This window comes from Pseudomonas sp. Z2-11 (assembly GCF_054161305.1).
The window spans coordinates 3,315,541-3,332,458 of the sequence record NZ_CP096395.1; the positions used below are offsets into that span (position 1 = coordinate 3,315,541).

Consider the following 16,918-nt stretch of genomic DNA (forward strand, 5'->3'; position numbering starts at 1 on the left):
CTTTTTTGTGATTATTGACTGTGACACGTATCAGCCGCGCGCACGGCGATGATCGACAAAGAATGGCTTGCCCGCCGCGACACGGTCCGAGGCTCTGGGCGCGTTGGCGGCTTGACTGTCCTGGCCGTCCACATACCAGTAGCAATGCTGCACCGCCCGCGTGATCCCCACGTATGCCAAGCGCAGAATCTCATCTTTTTGCGCCGTGTCGTACGGTTCGGTGTCGCCGTCCTGGCCCAGCCCGGCCATCCGGTAGACCTGGTTCTTGTACGGCGAACTGGTCAGATGCTGGCAGTCACCCAGCAGGAATACCGCATCCGCCTCAAGGCCTTTCGCGCTGTGATAAGTCATTTGCCTGAAGCGCCTCATTGGCACCGGCAAGCTAGAATCAACATTAACTATTGGCTGAATATGCTTTTCCAACAGTGACTTATCGCTACTTTTTCGATACAGCATCAAGATCGAATCACCCTTCCGGTAATGCTCGTCAAGCCGCCGCGCCAACCCTTCGTCATCTCGATCCAGCACATTGACCGGACTTGGCGTTCGTGACACGCCGCTGGCCTTGGCTTTTTTGCCAGGCATGGCCGCCGCCGCGCGCACGACATGCTCGGCGGCGTCGATGATGTATTGATGGCTGCGGTAGTTTTCGGTGAGCATCACCCGCGTGCTGGCCGGGGACGGGAATTGCTTGTTGAAGGCCATGAAGAAACTTGGCGAACTGCCGCGCCAGCCATAGATCGATTGCCAGTCATCACCCACGCACAACAGCGAAGAACGCTGGGCGGCGCGCCCCACATGCAGGGCGGCACCGCGCCTGCGCACTTCGCGCAGGCTCGCTCGGATCCAGGAGACGATCTGCGGCGACACATCCTGGAACTCGTCGATCATCAAGTGGGCCATCGGTCGCAACAGCGCGTCATCGAGCAGCTTGAGGTTTTCCTCTGAATGCTCGCTGAACAGCGCAAACATGCGGTTGTAGGTCATGACCGGCGGCGACTGGTCGAGCAGATGATCCTCGAAAGCGCGCCAGAAGCGGCTCAACGCTTCAAAGAAATACCGATCGGGATCGTCATGGGAGAAACTCATCTGGCCCACGGCATCAGGGACATCCAGGCCGAGATTCTCGATGAACCCTGCCGCTGCGACAAAACAGTCCAGCAAAGGGGCGGAGCCCAGCTCTCCCTTGACCTTGTAATCGAACCCCGGACCGGCACTGGCATCCCCGGCCAACGAGGCCAATACGCGCCTGGATTCCTCATAACTATCTAGCCATATCAAAGGTTTACGGCAGAAAGCTTGAAACAGGGTCCGCTTTACAGCCCATTCCGCGCGCAGGCTCAGCTTGGCGCCGGGCCGGCTGAGCTGAGAATCTTCACGTGGATCGAAACCCAGCATTACCCAAGCGTCCAGCGACGGAACGTAACCGTGGCAATGAAACCTGGAACCATTGACTTCGAAGGCCTGGCGTTTCGGCTCGATCCCCTTGATTGGCCAGGCGCCCGCCTTGAACCAGAGATCCTCGATCGCGTCGCACAGTGCTTCGTCGCGCTGGGCCGCCAGTTCAGTCACGGCTATCCGCTTCTGCACATCCGGGTGATCGCGCTCCAGCGTCTTGAGCTGCAAGGCGTGCCGGGAAAGCGGCTTGATCAGCTCGCGGAAACGCTCGTCACGCTTGTAGAGGCTGTGATAACAGGCGTTGAGGTGCTGGCGCTGGACCTCGTTGATGCGCAAGTCGAATGGGCTGGCCAAGGCGCCATCGTCACTTGGCCCGGCGCGAAGGCTCAGCGCCTCGAAGGCCTGGAGCCGTTCGAATCCAGGCAGGCTGCGCACCATGGGCAGGATTCGTGAGTGGAACGTGCGCACCAGCTCGCGTGCCTGCGCCAGGCTGATCGCATGCCCCCAAAGCGCAAACATGTCGATGAGCTTCTGCATGAAATCCTTGCGCGATTCGCGAGTAAACGTGACCACGGTCATCGAATCCAGCTCGAACCCCAAGTAATGACAGAGCAGCACGATGCGCAGTACCAGCGTTGTGGACTTGCCTGCGCCTGCTCCCGCGACGACCGACGTCGCCGGGGTATCGCTGAAAATCATCTTCCACTGCGCACTGCTGGGTTGCGCATGCGCCGGTAGCAGGCGCGCGACATCGGCCTTGATGCGCTTCTTCAGTTCGGCGGTAAGCGGCAGGCGCCAGTCATCGAACAACAGATCGTCGACTTTAGGCCCCGGATGCTCGGTGCTGCGCGAATCCCTGATCAGCAGGACCTGACGCCCCTCTTCCAGGCCTTCGGCTTTGCCTTCCTTGAAACCATAATCAAAACCCGCGGTGTGCCCGCTACGAAAGCCATCGGCTTGGCCATGCAACCAGGACGCCCGATGCTGGGCGCGCAGGCGCGTCAGGCCATGACCAAAAAATCGCGCAGCCAGGCGCTTGAGCCAGGGCATCTGGGCCAGTGGCAGGAGTTCGGGAGGAAGATCGGGAGTGTGTTGCGACACGCTGAAGGACTCCGGTGTTCAGAACCATGAGGGCTATGGTGTCTGGATTTGCAGCCGGATTCCAGCCAAAAGCTTTGCTGTCAGCTATTTAGACGATGAAATGAAAGTGATATGGCAGGTTGGCATTGCGGCATTTCAGAGGGCTGGCCCCTTCGCGAGCAGGCTCGCTCCCACAGTCAGATTATCTGTGGGAGCGAGCCTGCTCGCGAAAAGGACGCGATCACTGCCCGGAAATTGCGCCATCCACGAGCGCCTGGGCCTCGACCACCAGCTGTTTCAGGTGCTCGTCGCCAATAAAGCTTTCGGCGTAGATCTTGTAGATGTCCTCGGTGCCGGACGGACGCGCGGCAAACCAGCCATTTTCGGTCATGACTTTCAGGCCGCCGATGGCCTGGTCGTTACCCGGGGCGTGGCTGAGGATGCTCTGGATCGTTTCGCCCGCCAGTTCAGTGGACTGGACCTGATCCGGCGACAGCTTGCTCAGCAGCGCTTTCTGCTGCGGGCTGGCCTTGGCATCGACACGTACCGAGAACGGCTCGCCCAGCTCGTCCGTCAGGGCGCGATAGGCCTGGCTTGGGTCGCGACCGGTGCGAGCCGTCATCTCAGCGGCCAACAAGGCCGGGATCAGCCCATCCTTGTCGGTGCTCCATACGCCGCCATCCTTGCGCAGGAACGAGGCACCGGCGCTTTCTTCACCGCCAAAGCCAAGGGAACCATCGAACAGGCCGTCGGCGAACCACTTGAAGCCCACCGGCACCTCATAGAGGCGGCGGCCCAGGCGCTTGGCCACGCGGTCGATCAAGCCGCTGCTGACCACGGTCTTGCCGACCGCCGCATCGGCACGCCATTGCGGCCGATTCTGGAACAGGTAATCGATGGAGACCGCCAGGTAATTGTTCGGCGCCAGCAAGCCGCCACTCGGCGTCACGATGCCGTGGCGGTCATGGTCCGGGTCGCAGGCGAAGGCCACGTCGAAGCGCTCCTTCAAACCGATCAACCCTTGCATGGCGTGGCTGGAGGATGGGTCCATGCGGATCTGCCCATCCCAATCGACCGTCATGAAGCGGAAGGTGGAATCCACCTGGGTGTTGACCACTTCCAGGTCCAGTCGATAGTGCTCGGCGATGGCGGGCCAGTAGCGCACGCCAGCGCCGCCCAGCGGGTCTACGCCCAGGCGCAGCCCTGCACCACGGATCGCATCGAAATCGATGACGTTGCCGAGGTCTGCCACGTAGGTATTGAGGTAATCGTGACGGTGAGTGGTGTCGGCCTTGAGCGCCTGTTCGTAGCTGATGCGCTTGACGCCAACCAACTGGTTGGCCAACAGCTCGTTGGCCTTGGCTTCAATCCATTTGGTGATATGGGTATCGGCCGGACCGCCATTGGTGGGGTTGTATTTGTAGCCGCCACTTTGCGGCGGATTGTGCGACGGCGTAATGACGATGCCGTCAGCCAGCCCAGTGGTACGGCCACGGTTGTAGCACAGGATGGCGTGGGAAATCGCTGGCGTCGGGGTGTACTCGTCACCCTCGGCGATCATCACGGTCACGCCATTGGCGGCCAGCACTTCCAACGCACTGGCTCCCGCCGGAGTCGACAGTGCATGAGTGTCGATACCGACAAACAGCGGTCCGTCGATGCCCTGGGCTTCACGGTACAGGCAGATCGCCTGACTGATGGCCAGTACATGCCATTCGTTGAACTCCAGATCGAACGAACTGCCACGGTGCCCGGAAGTGCCGAACGCGACGCGCTGGGTCGCAATCGAGGCGTCGGGCCGGCCGGTGTAATACGCCGTCACCAGTCGCGGGATATCGATCAACAACTCTGCCGGCGCCGGCTTGCCCGCAAATGGACTGACTGTCATGCAAAACCTCGGAATGGAGTGGCTCGGAAAAATGAAGGCAGTTTACTGACAGTTCGACCATCACGCGACGGGTTCGATCCATCGCCCCGCGATCAGGATTGTTCGAGCCTCAAGGCCTCGGCCAGTGCGCTGAAGGCCGCTTCCCGGCCGCCCACGCCGTCGAGAGCATGAGCCAACCGAAAATGCTGGTCATATCGTCCTTGGGTGCTGAACAGCTCTCCCGGCGCGATGACGATTCGCCGGGCGAGCAGCCGTTGGAAAACCCGCCGCAGATCGACCTGGCGTGAAGAGCGTACCCAGATTGTTGCGCCGCCCTCGGGCTCCTCCCATTGCAGGCAGTCTCCGACTCGCTCGCGCAACAGTTGCGTCGCCGACGCGGCGCTTTCGCGTAGCAGGCGTCGCAATACCAGTAGATGCTGGTCGATCCGGCCATTGTTGTATAAACGCGCAATCGCTTTCTGGCGAATCGGCGAAAGACGAAATGCGCGCAACAGGAAATGACGCTGCAACATCAGCGTCAGCTGGCGCGACAGCACATAACCGTAGGGCGCCTCGGGCCCTATGGTTGTCTCGAAGGTGGAATACACGATCAGCCGGTCCGGGTCGAGCCACTCTCGAAAAGGCAACGCGCCGGGCTCGAATACCAACTCCGTATGGCTGTCGTTCTCCAGTACCCACGTGCCGCACTGTTCCAGCAGACGCGCCAGTGCTCGCCGGTCGGCTGCACTTTTCAATCTGCTCCTGGGCATGCTCAACACCGAAGACACCACCATCAGGCATACCGTTTCATTCGCCAGCAACCGCTCCAACTGTTCAATATCGATTTCCCCCTCGGCCAGCAAGGGCAGCTCGATGACGCGGATATCGGCCGCTTGCAACAAGCGCAGGACGGTCCATTCGCAGGGCGACTCCACGAGCACCGTGTTGCCCTTGAGTGCCAGCACCGCTATCAGGATTTCCAGAACGCCGCGCAAGTCAGCGCCGATATAGACGTCATCGGCACTCCAGCATCGCGACGGTGAAGAGGTGTAGCGTGCCGCCAGTGCGGTACGCAACTCCTGCTCTCCCCAGGGCTGCAGGGGATGTTGTGAAGCGCGCGGGTACTGGCGCAGGAGCTCGCGTTCAAGCAACAGAAGCGGACTGTCGAGCGGCTGCAACGAAGCCGGTTCATCACCGCTGAGCACCAGCATGCCTGGGCGACGCGCGTTGACGTACAGGGTCTCCAGCAAATCATCGCCATCGCCAAGAGTGGACACGCTGACCATCGGCAATGCGTAGTATCCGGACTTGGCAATCGAATAGACCCGCCCTTCCTTTTCCAGCAGGGAATAAGCGTACTGGATGGTGGATATGGAGACATTGAGGCGCTCGGCCAACTGCCGCAATGATGGCAGACGCACCCGAGCATCAGCGCCCAGCTCATTGATCAGGTTCGTCAGGTACCGATAAACCGCCTGGTAGGTGAAGTCTGTTTCACGGTGGCCCTTCATGAGACCGGCCCACCGGACCGAACCTTCACCAACCAGGCCTGGGTGATCACGACAGAATACGTCAAACCCCGTCCCTCAGCGCCGCGCTGCACGTTCGCCGGAATCATCGGCGCCCTGCCCGCCCTGGTCCGTATCAGCGCGCTCCATGGCCGTTTGCGGGTCCGCCCGGATGATCTCCGGCTCCGGCGTGGTGATTCGGGCCCGGTACAACTTGCACAGCATCGCAACGGGCAGGCCACTGACATCGACCATCCAATGCGCCACCTGATCGGTGACCGGGCCGCCCCGCAACGCCCTGTGCAGATCGGGCATGCCCACCAGCATGCCGGGATGACAGCACCGCAGGAAATGCTCCAGGCCGGCGCCCTTTTCAACGAAGGGCGCAAACAGCATGCAGACCAGTTGCGTTTCGTTCAGATTCAGATTTTTTTCCGTTTCCAAGGCGATCACGGTTCGACGCTCGGGAATCTCCGCCGGTGAACCCAACAGCCCCTGGACCTGCTGGCAGACGGGCTCCGGCATACGCTTGCGGTGCATGACCATGATCATGCGTTGCACGTAATCGGTGTAGCCAGCCGCATAGCCGCGTTCCTGCTGATGACAGGCCTGCAAGCCACATAGGTGGGCCGAGAGGTACGGACTCAGGTATTCATGCTCAAGCGATGGCGCAACCAGCTCATCGGAGCTGACGCCGAGGAATTCGCTGAACAACGCCCAGTTGCTTTCTTCCAGCCGCTCGGTGATCAGATCATCAATACGGATGTGCCCGACTTGCCGGCAGGCCTCCAGCCGCCCTTCGGGTTGCCAGACACCCAGGTGCTCCTGGCCATAAAAACGCCGGAACAGGTCACTGCCCAGGAAATCGAGTTGGGCAAACAGGCCGTCGAATCCACCCACGGGCTCAAACACCAGACCGATCTTGCGGGTCGCCCGGCGCAACCCGGACAGGAACTGCTTTTGCTGGCGTGGCGTGTCGCAACTGACCCATGAATCCACGCCCGCATCCCAGCGAGCCATGTTCTTGTAGAACTCCGCCATCGCCAGGTAGCCTTCGTCGCCCACGCCCAGGAGGCTGTCGGAGGAACGCAGGTGCCCAAGCATCAGCATGTCAGTGCGATTGGCCTCGCGCCCTTGCGCCGATAACGGCTTGGAGCGATCAAACGGCACCACCTCTCGATTGTCCGCCATCAGCAGCTCTACCCGTGGATCGTCGTAGAGAAACAGAGCGCTGTAGCAACAGTGGATATTCTCCAGGGTGGCCTGGGTCATCTCGCCCAGGCGTGGCGTGGCGACGCGCAGGTCGAAAGTCGTCGGATGCCGGCCAGCAATGCTCAACTGCGCGGCGCGCAGGGCCGTCAGCGCATAGAAGCCCTCCCGACTGCCATTCTGGGCCACCAGCACCCGATAGGTGCCGATTCGTTCAATACCGCCAGCGGCGACGATCAATCGCTGGACCAGAAGCTGCAGTGCGGTCCGTTCCGCACGGGAATAAAATTCCAACAAGCGTTGCAATACCTGTTGATATACGTAAGTCATTGCCTGCTGATGAATTGCACTCATAACTTTTACCTAAAATCCGTTTATCGACGTCGCACCCACAGCACGTTGATTGCTCGACGCGCCAGTCGGGTGAATGCCTTTGCCATTTATTAAGAGTATTGACGATACACTTTGCTTTCGCGCGATGTAATTAATCTACACATGTATGGATCGTGCCCCCCGCTTTTCTCTTTTCGCCAAAAACACCCGTATTCATTGGTCTTCGCCCACCTATCAAACCGTCCTAGGAGATTTCTTACAGCGTCCCACAGACAATGGAGACAGAAAACAAGGAATATGCCGAGCGACGCTTTACCTCTTGCCAAGATAATCTTCTTCAAGGCAGCAGGCGACCCAGAGCAAACAACACCCCGGACACTTTAAATAGGAACAAGAAACAGCAGACGGCCGCGCAAACGAGTGCTGCGCAGCAATTCCTCCTTGAGTTCGAAAGTCAGTATTCAATTATCAAGACTTGAGTAATGATTAAAAGATACAGATTGGCGGCAAAAACCAGTTCAGTTGCTTTTTGCAAGATGCCGCCTTTCGACAGCCGGGAGTAAACGGCGTCGTTGATTCGTGCGCAGCCATGCGCAGGCCTGCTGAAGGACAGACACACAGAACGGTCAAGAAGGCTGGCCAGGGCGGCCGAAAACAGCGCAAGAGTCGAAACGATGACTCTTGCGCAAGGGGGGAAATCAGGCGGGGTCGACTACCTGGAGGGCAACGCGTTCACGGCAAGGACATTCGCCCATGTACCGATGGGCCTCGACGAACTCGGAGAACGGGAACACCCGAGTCTTGAGGGGCAACAGGACACGGTCGGCGGTCAATTGGTTGATATCACGCAACGCCCGTTGCAACGCGACCTGGTCCTGGAGAATGCCCAGCTCCGGCTTGCCGGTGAAATTGCCGATGCAGTGGACAAAGAACTGGATGTTCTTCTGGAACGCCGCGCAGGCTGGAAACGGTGTCTGGTTGCCGCCCTGCAAGCCATACAGCACCAGGCTGCCACGGGGCGCCAGGACATCGCCAAGCAGCGACATCTGTGGCCCGCCCAAGCCGTCGAACACCACATCGACGCCACGGCTGTCGGTGAGCTTGTTGATTTGCATCAACAAGTCCTGCTCTTCGGTGACGATGACTTTTTCGGCGCCCAGCGACAGCAGGTATTCACGCTCTTCAGCCGTCTTGGTGGCGGCGATCACCCGCACGCCCAACGCCTTGCCAAGTTGCACGAAGGAAGGACCGGCGCAATGGCTGGCATCGGTCACCAGCGCAAACTGCCCGGGCTTGACCCTTGCCAGGTCCATGTAGGCGAAATAGGCGATCAGCAGCGGCGTGTAATGGACCGCGGCCTCGATCGGGCTGAGCACGTCGGGATAGCGGGTCAAAGCGGTGCGCGGCAGGACGATGACCTCACCGTACACCGGATAATCGTTCGGGCTCTCGGCGGGGAAGCTGGCGACTTTGTCGCCCACGGCCAAGTCATCGACCCCGTCGCCGACGGCTGTCACCACGCCGGCCATTTCATGGCCCAGGCCTGAAGGCAGGCGCGCCTGGGACGATGCCAGGTTCTGGCGCCACAGGGTGTCGTACCAACTGATGCCGATCGCTTCGACGCGGACCTGCACTTCTCCTGGCGCAGGAAGAGCCGCCGCATGCTCTTCGCATTTGAGCACCTCGGCACCACCAAACTTGTGAAAACGGATCGTGCGGGACATCGCAAACCTCGTCAAAGTAACCTCTAATGCCATGAACTCTATCCGGGCTTTGTAGCCAAGACCATCAGTGGCTATTAATAGTCGACATGCCTGTCATTGATTCCGCAGCAAGAAAACTGAACCGGCCCTGTAGGACCCAGCCCTGAAAAATGCAATTAGCCGGTGCAGAGTACCAGCCTTTCCCCGTAAGATTCATGCCGGCCATTGTTCCCATATGGCCGCCCACGTCAAGCTTGCCGAATCTGCCAGGACCCCAGATGAATCGTAATGACCTGCGTCGTGTCGACCTGAACCTGTTGATCGTGTTCGAAACATTGATGCATGAGCGCAGTGTGACCCGCGCCGCCGAGAAATTGTTCCTCGGCCAACCGGCCATCAGCGCCGCGCTGTCGCGCCTGCGCAGCCTGTTCGACGATCCGCTGTTCGTGCGCACCGGGCGCAGCATGGAGCCCACCGCGCGGGCGGTGGAAATCTTCGCCCTGCTCTCTCCGGCCCTGGATTCGATTTCCACGGCGGTCAGCCGGGCGGCGGAATTCGATCCTGCCACCAGCACCTCGGTCTTTCGCATCGGCCTGTCGGACGACGCCGAGTTCGCCCTGCTGCCGATGCTGCTCAAGCGCCTGCGGGCCGAAGCGCCAGGCATCGTGCTGGTGGTGCGCCGGGTCAATTACATCCTGATGCCGGGCTTGCTGGCCTCTGGCGAAATCTCCATCGGCGTCAGCTACACCGACGACCTGCCGGCCAACGCCAAGCGCAAGGTCTTGCGGCGCAGCTCGCCGAAAGTGCTGCGCGCCGACACCGCACCGGGACGTCTGACGCTGGACGAATTCTGCGCCCGCCCCCATGCATTGGTGTCCTTTGCCGGCGACTTGAGCGGGTTCATTGATGAAGAGCTGGAAAAACTCGACCGCAAGCGCCACGTGGTATTGGCCGTACCGCAGTTCAACGGCCTGAGCACGCTGCTGTCGGGCACCGACATCATCGCCACCGTGCCCGACTACACCGCCGAAGCACTGACCGCCGCCGGCGGCGTGCGCGCTGAAGACCCACCGATCCCGGTGCGCAGCTTCGAACTGCACATGGCCTGGCGCGGCTCCCAGGACAACGACCCGGGCGAACGCTGGTTGAGATCGCGGATTCAGATGTTCTTCGGTGACCCCGATAGCCTTTAATGGAGTTCCAGTGAATTCCATAAAACTGTTTTATAACAATAGGTTATTGGTAATTGCAGTCCATTGCCGCCTGTCTAAATCCAATGGCTTCCACGACTCATGGGGGCATAATTGGGGGCAAATTTCGGTTCCTTGAAAAGGATGCCCCCACCGATGCCCCCAGATAATGCGATCGTTTTCAAACGAAAACTCAGCGATGCCTTGATCCGCTCCCTGACCGAATCTGGCAAACACGCCGATGGCGAAGTCCCTGGCCTCTACTTGGAGGTCAGGGCGTCGAGCAAGGTCGGCAAATCCCCTTCCAAGGTGTGGCGATTGAAATATCGGCTGCATGGCAAGGAAAACCGCTTCTCCATCGGCGCTTACCCCGACATTGGTCTCAAGGAGGCGCGCGACATCGCCCGCGGCGCACGCCGCGACGTGGCTAACCAAACCGCACCGCTAAAGGCCAAGACCGCCAAGATCGAAGCGCACCTGCTCAACGAGGTGCGCACCTTCGAATACGTAGCCAAGCAATGGATGACGTTCAAGTCTGCCGAGCTGGTAACCAAATCCATCGCGGGGTTTAACGGAGCGCTGAACAACCACATTTTGCCCGTGATTGGTAAAAAACCGGTCGGCGAGATCAAGCTGGAGCACATCACCACAATCATTACGGAGTTGCGACGTCAGCGCACCATGGCCATGGCCCGGCGCGTGCGTACCATCATCCGTGCCGTTCTGGGTTTTGCCGAGGGGCGCGGATGGGTGGAACGCAATGTGGCGCTCAGCAACATTGAGGAGTTGAAGATCCGCCATGTCGTGACCAGCAACCCAGCGATCGAAAGGCCAGGCGACCTAGGCAGGTTTCTCCTGCGTCTGGATGACTGCAACGACGGCAGCGTTGCCGCCGCAATGCGTCTGCTAGTCATGTTGCCGGTCCGCCCAGGCGAACTGGTGCGGATGCGCTGGGAAGATGTCGACTTGGTGGGCGCCGATTGGCGTTATGTGGTGAGCAAGACCAAGCATCTGGATAAGAGCAAGCACATCGTGCCGTTGCCTGAGCAAGCCTTGGTTCAGTTACGCGAGCTACATAAAACCCGCGTGGTGGATGAAGAAGGCAAAGGCTGGGTGTTCGTCTCGCCGGTCTATCCGGGACGTCCCATAAACCCGACCTCCATGCTCAAGTCCTTTCAGCGTATCTGGCCGGAGTACAACATCACTGCCCACGGCTTTCGCGCCACCTACCGGACCATTGCCCATGAGCACTTAGGTATCGATCCAATCGTGCTCGAACTGTCCTTATCCCACCGGATGCCAGGTGCGTTGGGGGCTGTGTATGCCCGCGCGCAATTACTAGTGCAACGCCGGGAGGCGGCTCAACAATGGGCGAACTACTTAGACCAGTTGCGGCAAAACGCTGCGCACGTGACCTCAGATTGAGGAGGCAGCGCAAGGAATTAGGAGATGGAGTGGGAAACGAGACTCGTATCTGGCGTCCGACTCATTGAAATTTAAGAGGTTTATTTCCTTACCGAAGCAGGAAAAGACTTAATTCTGGACTTGTTTTTGGAGTGTATCAAGGGCCAAGACGGAGGTGATTCCGCGGACGACCACCAAGTCCCAGCGCCGAACCACCTGCCTGACATTAGTGGCGACTAAATAGTTCTAGCGTGGACCTTTCTCAAAACACAGCGCCAGACTGCTTATGTCCACATCCGACAGCCTGCCGGCCAGGAAACGCACTTTCAGCCACGATGTCAGGTAGGCATAGCGCGCCTGGGCCAGATTGCGTAGCGCATCGTAGTATCGCTGCTCGGCATCCAGAATATCGGAATTGACGCGCTCCCCGCCCGCCACGCTTTTTTTCATCGCCACGGTCAATTCCTGAGCCGAGTTTACGGCAAGCTGAAACGCTCGCATTTTGGCGAAGCTGCTGTTGTACAGGTTGAGCTGCTTGCGCAAATCATTCATCACCTCATTGAGCTTGGCATCATTCTCATAGCGTAGGCGGCCACTATTGCCGATGGCTTGTCCCACGGCCGCCGATACACCACCGCCGGCAAAAATCGGCACACTGACCTGAATGCCCGCACTATTAGTGGCGTAGCGCTGATCATAAGTGGACTCCGTGCTCGATTTCTGGCGCCCCGCTGTCGCATAAAGACTGATCTTTGGCAGGTGGCCGGCACGCGCTTGCTCGATCTGCTCGTCTGCGGCATCCAATGCGTAGCGTAACGAGGCTAGCTCTGGATTGTTGAGCAATGCAATGTCACGCCAGGCCTCAAAACTATTGGGCTCCAACGGCAGCACTTCGAACGTCTCGGCCAGTGGCGCGAGGTCCTGGGCACTTAGGGGTTGCCCGATCATCGCGATCAGACTTCTTATCGCGGCATCGGCATTATCTTGTGCCTCGATTTCTTGGGCCTGCGCCAGATCGTAACGGGCCTGGGTCTCCAGCATATCGGTACGAGTGCCTTCACCCACCTGCAAACGCCGTCCATTGAGCTTCATCTGCTCAGCAAAGGCACGCTTCTGGGCCTGAGCCAGTTCGATCTGATCATTGGCATACAGTGCCTCGGTGTAGGCCTGGGTAACGCGTACTGCGAGTTCCTGGCTGCGACTGCGAAAGCGGGCGTCGGCATGGTGCGCCTGAGCCACCCCTCGGTAGTAACGCGAGATCGCTTCATAATCGATAATCGGTTGTTCGAGCGTCAACGAGGACGAGTAACTGCGATAGCTGCGGTCGGTCGTGGTTGAGCCAAAAAAACCAGGCTGGGTGACTTCGGATTCATTACGGCCGCTCTGGTATTGGAGCGACAGCTTCGGCAGCAACGCAGCGCGGCCGATCGCTCGCTCACCAAGACCCGCATCGCGCTCCTTCATCGCGGCGTGGTAAGTGGGATCGTACTCAAGGGCCAGCCCATAGACCTCCATCAGGCCTGTGGCATGGTTACTTGCCTGACTTTCGAGGCAAAACATTGCAAGCACCAGAACCGTCCAACACCATCCGCCGCTAACGCTTATCCTGTCAGTCATCAACGCTCCCGAATACTTTCACTGCCGTACTGCATCAGGGGATCGAGGAAATACTCGATCACCCGACGCCGGCCCGTCTTGATCTCGGCAGTTACGGCCATACCCGGCGTTAAACGAATGTCGGCGCCTTTGACGGTAATGCTGGAGCGCGCCATGGCGATTCGCATGGAGTAGATAAGGCCGCGTTTTTCGTCATTTATCGCGTCGCTGGAGACCGAGGTCACGGTGCCCGGAACAATGCCGTACTTGGTGTAGGGAAACGTCTCGATCTTGACCTCGGCTTCCTGCCCAGGCAGCACGAAGCCGACGTCTTTGTTCTCTAGAAAAGCCTCGATTTCCAGGACCTTTTCTTCAGGCACCACCAGCATCAGCGGCTGGGCCTCTGTTACCACACCTCCTAACGTTCGCACGGCCAACTGCTGGACAGTGCCGGACACTGGCGCGGTCAGCCGAGTCAGGTGCTCGGACTGCCGAGCCTTGACCAAGTCCTGCTCCAACAAGGAAATATGCTGACTGCCTTCGTTCAAACGTTCGAGGCTGGCGTGCCGGGCATCAGCCCAAAGGGTCTCTCGCTGTTGCCTGACTTCCGCAATAGAGGCTTCGATTTCCTTCAAGCGACTGCGCTGTACCGCCAGGTCCGATTCCTGCTCAATACTTTCGCGCTCTCGTTCCAGATAGGTATTGCGCGCCACGTATTGCTCGCCAGCCAAATCTTTCATGGCCTCGGCACGCTGGCGAACGATAGGTGAGGTTTTCTCCAGCTTACTCACCAAGGCCAGAGTCGAGCGATGCTCGGCCTGACGGCGCGCCAATTCAGCATCGATGCCGAACTGCTTGGCTTGCATTGCCGAGAACTCCGCTTCTACCAGGCGCTGCATATCCGCCGATGCCCGAGGGTCGACATTGGTCTGCGCCAACACGGGTTTGCGTTTTGCGTTGATCGCCGCGAGCATGGCTTCGGCGCGTGCGACCTGCAGAGTCCAGGTTTGCAACTCGTTGACGAGGCGTTGCTGTTCGGCCCCGGTGATGGTGCTGTCGAGTTCAATCAGCAAATCCCCTGCCCGCACGAACTGCCCTTCGCGAACATGGATGGCTTTAACGGTCGCCGTACCGATGGGCTGAACCACCTGCGTACCTTCGCTGGGAATGATCTTGCCTTGGGCGGTCGCCACAATATCCACACGACCGAAGACCGACCACAACACCGCCAACACCGCAAAAGTTATCAGCAACCACATTGCCACCCTGGGCGCTGGTGATACCGCCTTCTGCTGCAACGACAAAGCCGCTGGCAGAAACTCTGCCTCGTCAGCAGAATGCCGCTTGCGCTCCCAGGATTTGCGCTCGCGCCAAGCGGCCGCCCACACGCTGGCATAGCGCTTGTACAAATCGCCCCAAGCGCTGAAAGTCTGTCCCCAAGCCATGCACTACCCCTGTTGCATGCGATGCAGGGCCGCGTAATGCCCCTGTTCTCTCTGGATAAGTTCGGCATGCGTGCCTTGCTCGACAATATCGCCGCGTTCCATGACAACGATGCGATGAGCATCCTTCACCGCGGACAATCGATGGGCAATCACCAGCACAGTCCGGCCTTGGCTGATCTGGCGCATGTTCTGCTGGATGATGCGCTCGGACTCATAGTCCAGCGCACTGGTGGCTTCGTCGAAGATCAATATGCGGGGGTTGGAAAGCAGCGCCCGCGCAATAGCAATGCGTTGACGCTGACCGCCCGATAGCGTTGAACCCTGTTCGCCGACCATCGTGTCGTAACCCTCGGGCAACTCGGCGATAAATTCGTGGGCTCCGGCCAACTGGGCCGCTGCGATGACCTGCTGCAATGGCGTGCCGGGATCGTTGAGGGCGATATTCTCGCGAATGCTGCGGCTGAACAGAACGTTCTCCTGGAGCACTACGCCGATCTGGCGGCGCAACGAACTAGCGTCAATGGTGGAGATATCCACGCCATCAACCAGAACGCGACCTTGTTCTGGCTGATACAAGCGCTGCACCAGCTTGGTCAGGGTGCTCTTGCCCGAACCGGAGCGACCAACGATCCCTACCGTTTCCCCGGCCTTGATAGCCAGGCTCACACCTCGTAACGCAGGCTGTGCACCTGGCCGGTAACGAAACTCGACCTTGTCGAACTCGATCGTGCCACGCACAGGCGGTAATGCCGGCCTGGGGGTATGCACTTCGGTACGGGTATTCAAAATATCTCCCAGCCGTTGCATCGAAATACCCACCTGCTGGAAGTCCGCCCATAGTTGCGCCAGTCGCATCACCGGGCCAGCTACGTTTCCGGAAAGCATGTTGAAGGCAATCAGTTGGCCGACAGTCAACTGCCCATCGATCACCAGCCGCGCCCCTAGCCACATGGTACCTACGGTAACCAGCTTGCTGATTAGCGTCACACCGCCGTTGGCGACGGTACTGATGGTGGTGGTACGAAACCCGGCTTTGACGTAAGCGGCCAACTGGTTGTCCCACTTGCGTATCCACTGCGGTTCAACGGCGCTGGCCTTGAGTGTCTCCACACCGCTGATGGTCTCCACCAGAAATGACTGGTTCTGTGCACCTCGGTTAAATTTCTCGTTCAACCGCGCTCGCAGGGCCGGGGTAAAACCCACGGACAAGAGGAAATAACAGGGCAGCGAGACCACCACGATCAGCGTCAGCCAGACGCTGTAGTAGGTCATGACGGCCAGGAACACAATGGAGAAAAACAAATCCAGTACCACCGTGATGGCGTTGCCGGTCAGGAACGATCGGATGTTCTCCAGCTCACGCACCCGCGCCACGGAGTCGCCCACCTGACGGGCGCGAAAGTAAGCCAGCGGCAGATTCAACAGGTGGCGGAACAACCTGGCACCCAGTTCCACATCGATGCGGCTGGAGGTGTGGGCAAACACATAACTGCGAAGCGCGTTGAGCACCACTTCAAAGGTCACGACTGCCAGCAATCCGACCGCGATCACATCCAATGTCGTGAAACTGCGGTGCACCAACACCTTGTCCATTACCACCTGAAAGAACAATGGCGTGACCAGCGCAAAGAGCTGAAGAACGAAGGACACGACAAACACTTCCAGCAGCAACCGACGATACTTGACGACGGCGGGAATGAACCAACTGAAGTCGAACTTCGCCAGGTCGCCGGCGATGGAGGCGCGCGAAGCAATCAGGATCAATTCGCCTGCCCAGCGTTGTTGCAACTCATCCAGGCTCAATTCACTGGGGCCTGGTTGCCGAGGATCCTGGATCAGCACTTTGTCGGTGTCATGCCGTGCCAGGATGAAAAAATTGCCCTCTCGGTCACAGCCCATCGCTGGTAACGGTGTGGTCGCCAAACGCTCGACCCGGGTCCTTGTCCTTCTGGCGCGCAGGTCGAGCTTCTTCGCTGCCAGGAGTATCTCTGTCATGCCGAACAGTTGGTTCTCAGTCCGAAATTCATGTGCCAACTGGTCGACATCGACCGCCACTTGATGGTAACGGGCGAGCATCGCCAAACAGAGCAATCCAGTGTCCACCACAGGACGCTCCTGCGCAGGTGCCGCACCCGCGCCGCCTGGCTGTTCGTCGATGTACTTCATGGGATGCGGCTGTTCGATC

General features: G+C 59.3%; 10 protein-coding genes. 2 read left to right on the plus strand and 8 right to left on the minus strand.

The window, feature by feature from the left end:
• Positions 1-30: 30 nt before the first annotated feature.
• The 5 genes from M1E16_RS14640 to M1E16_RS14660 all read right to left on the minus strand — a co-directional run bounded on the left by M1E16_RS14640 (position 31) and on the right by M1E16_RS14660 (position 9,119).
• Positions 31-2,499 (minus strand): UvrD-helicase domain-containing protein, encoded by a 2,469-nt coding sequence (locus M1E16_RS14640; protein ID WP_458127667.1) that lies wholly within the window; start codon positions 2,497-2,499, stop codon positions 31-33.
• Between the two features lie 220 nt (positions 2,500-2,719).
• Positions 2,720-4,366: a phosphoglucomutase (alpha-D-glucose-1,6-bisphosphate-dependent) gene (gene pgm, locus M1E16_RS14645; protein WP_458127668.1), complete on the minus strand. Its 1,647-nt coding sequence runs from the start codon at positions 4,364-4,366 to the stop codon at positions 2,720-2,722.
• 92 nt (positions 4,367-4,458) lie between these two features.
• A complete protein-coding gene (locus M1E16_RS14650) occupies positions 4,459-5,856 on the minus strand; it encodes a GntR family transcriptional regulator (RefSeq protein ID WP_458127669.1) in 1,398 nt (465 codons plus the stop codon).
• Positions 5,857-5,931: 75 nt separating this feature from the next.
• On the minus strand, positions 5,932-7,416 hold the full coding sequence (locus tag M1E16_RS14655; protein ID WP_458127670.1) for a hypothetical protein: 1,485 nt from the start codon (positions 7,414-7,416) through the stop codon (positions 5,932-5,934).
• 677 nt (positions 7,417-8,093) lie between these two features.
• The gene (locus tag M1E16_RS14660) at positions 8,094-9,119 is read right to left on the minus strand and encodes a zinc-dependent alcohol dehydrogenase family protein (RefSeq protein WP_305500796.1); all 1,026 of its coding nucleotides are present in this window, start codon (positions 9,117-9,119) and stop codon (positions 8,094-8,096) included.
• Positions 9,120-9,376: 257 nt separating this feature from the next.
• Here M1E16_RS14660 and M1E16_RS14665 point away from each other — a divergent pair, with 257 nt between their 5' ends.
• Entirely contained in the window at positions 9,377-10,291 is a 915-nt protein-coding gene (locus tag M1E16_RS14665) for a LysR family transcriptional regulator (RefSeq protein WP_305500794.1), read from the plus strand.
• Positions 10,292-10,444: 153 nt separating this feature from the next.
• Entirely contained in the window at positions 10,445-11,713 is a 1,269-nt protein-coding gene (locus M1E16_RS14670) for a tyrosine-type recombinase/integrase (protein ID WP_458127671.1), read from the plus strand.
• A gap of 225 nt (positions 11,714-11,938) precedes the next feature.
• Here the strand turns inward: M1E16_RS14670 and M1E16_RS14675 are convergent, their stop codons facing one another.
• From M1E16_RS14675 to M1E16_RS14685, 3 genes are all read right to left on the minus strand, one after another.
• Positions 11,939-13,309: a TolC family outer membrane protein gene (locus M1E16_RS14675; RefSeq protein ID WP_458127672.1), complete on the minus strand. Its 1,371-nt coding sequence runs from the start codon at positions 13,307-13,309 to the stop codon at positions 11,939-11,941.
• Entirely contained in the window at positions 13,309-14,547 is a 1,239-nt protein-coding gene (locus M1E16_RS14680) for an HlyD family type I secretion periplasmic adaptor subunit (protein WP_458127673.1), read from the minus strand. Before M1E16_RS14680 ends, M1E16_RS14675 begins: the two co-directional genes overlap by 1 nt.
• 189 nt (positions 14,548-14,736) lie before the next feature.
• A complete protein-coding gene (locus M1E16_RS14685; RefSeq protein ID WP_458127674.1) occupies positions 14,737-16,899 on the minus strand; it encodes a type I secretion system permease/ATPase in 2,163 nt (720 codons plus the stop codon).
• Between the last annotated feature and the right edge of the window lie 19 nt (positions 16,900-16,918).

Coding starts and splice junctions, on each gene's coding strand:
- pgm (WP_458127668.1), bottom strand. CDS start 4,366: ATGACAGTCAGTCCATTTGCGGGCAAGCCGGCGCCGGCAGAGTTGTTG.
- M1E16_RS14650 (WP_458127669.1), bottom strand. CDS start 5,856: ATGAAGGGCCACCGTGAAACAGACTTCACCTACCAGGCGGTTTATCGG.
- M1E16_RS14655 (WP_458127670.1), bottom strand. CDS start 7,416: ATGAGTGCAATTCATCAGCAGGCAATGACTTACGTATATCAACAGGTA.
- M1E16_RS14660 (WP_305500796.1), bottom strand. CDS start 9,119: ATGTCCCGCACGATCCGTTTTCACAAGTTTGGTGGTGCCGAGGTGCTC.
- M1E16_RS14665 (WP_305500794.1), top strand. CDS start 9,377: ATGAATCGTAATGACCTGCGTCGTGTCGACCTGAACCTGTTGATCGTG.
- M1E16_RS14670 (WP_458127671.1), top strand. CDS start 10,445: ATGCCCCCAGATAATGCGATCGTTTTCAAACGAAAACTCAGCGATGCC.
- M1E16_RS14675 (WP_458127672.1), bottom strand. CDS start 13,309: ATGACTGACAGGATAAGCGTTAGCGGCGGATGGTGTTGGACGGTTCTG.
- M1E16_RS14680 (WP_458127673.1), bottom strand. CDS start 14,547: ATGTGGTTGCTGATAACTTTTGCGGTGTTGGCGGTGTTGTGGTCGGTC.
- M1E16_RS14685 (WP_458127674.1), bottom strand. CDS start 16,899: ATGAAGTACATCGACGAACAGCCAGGCGGCGCGGGTGCGGCACCTGCG.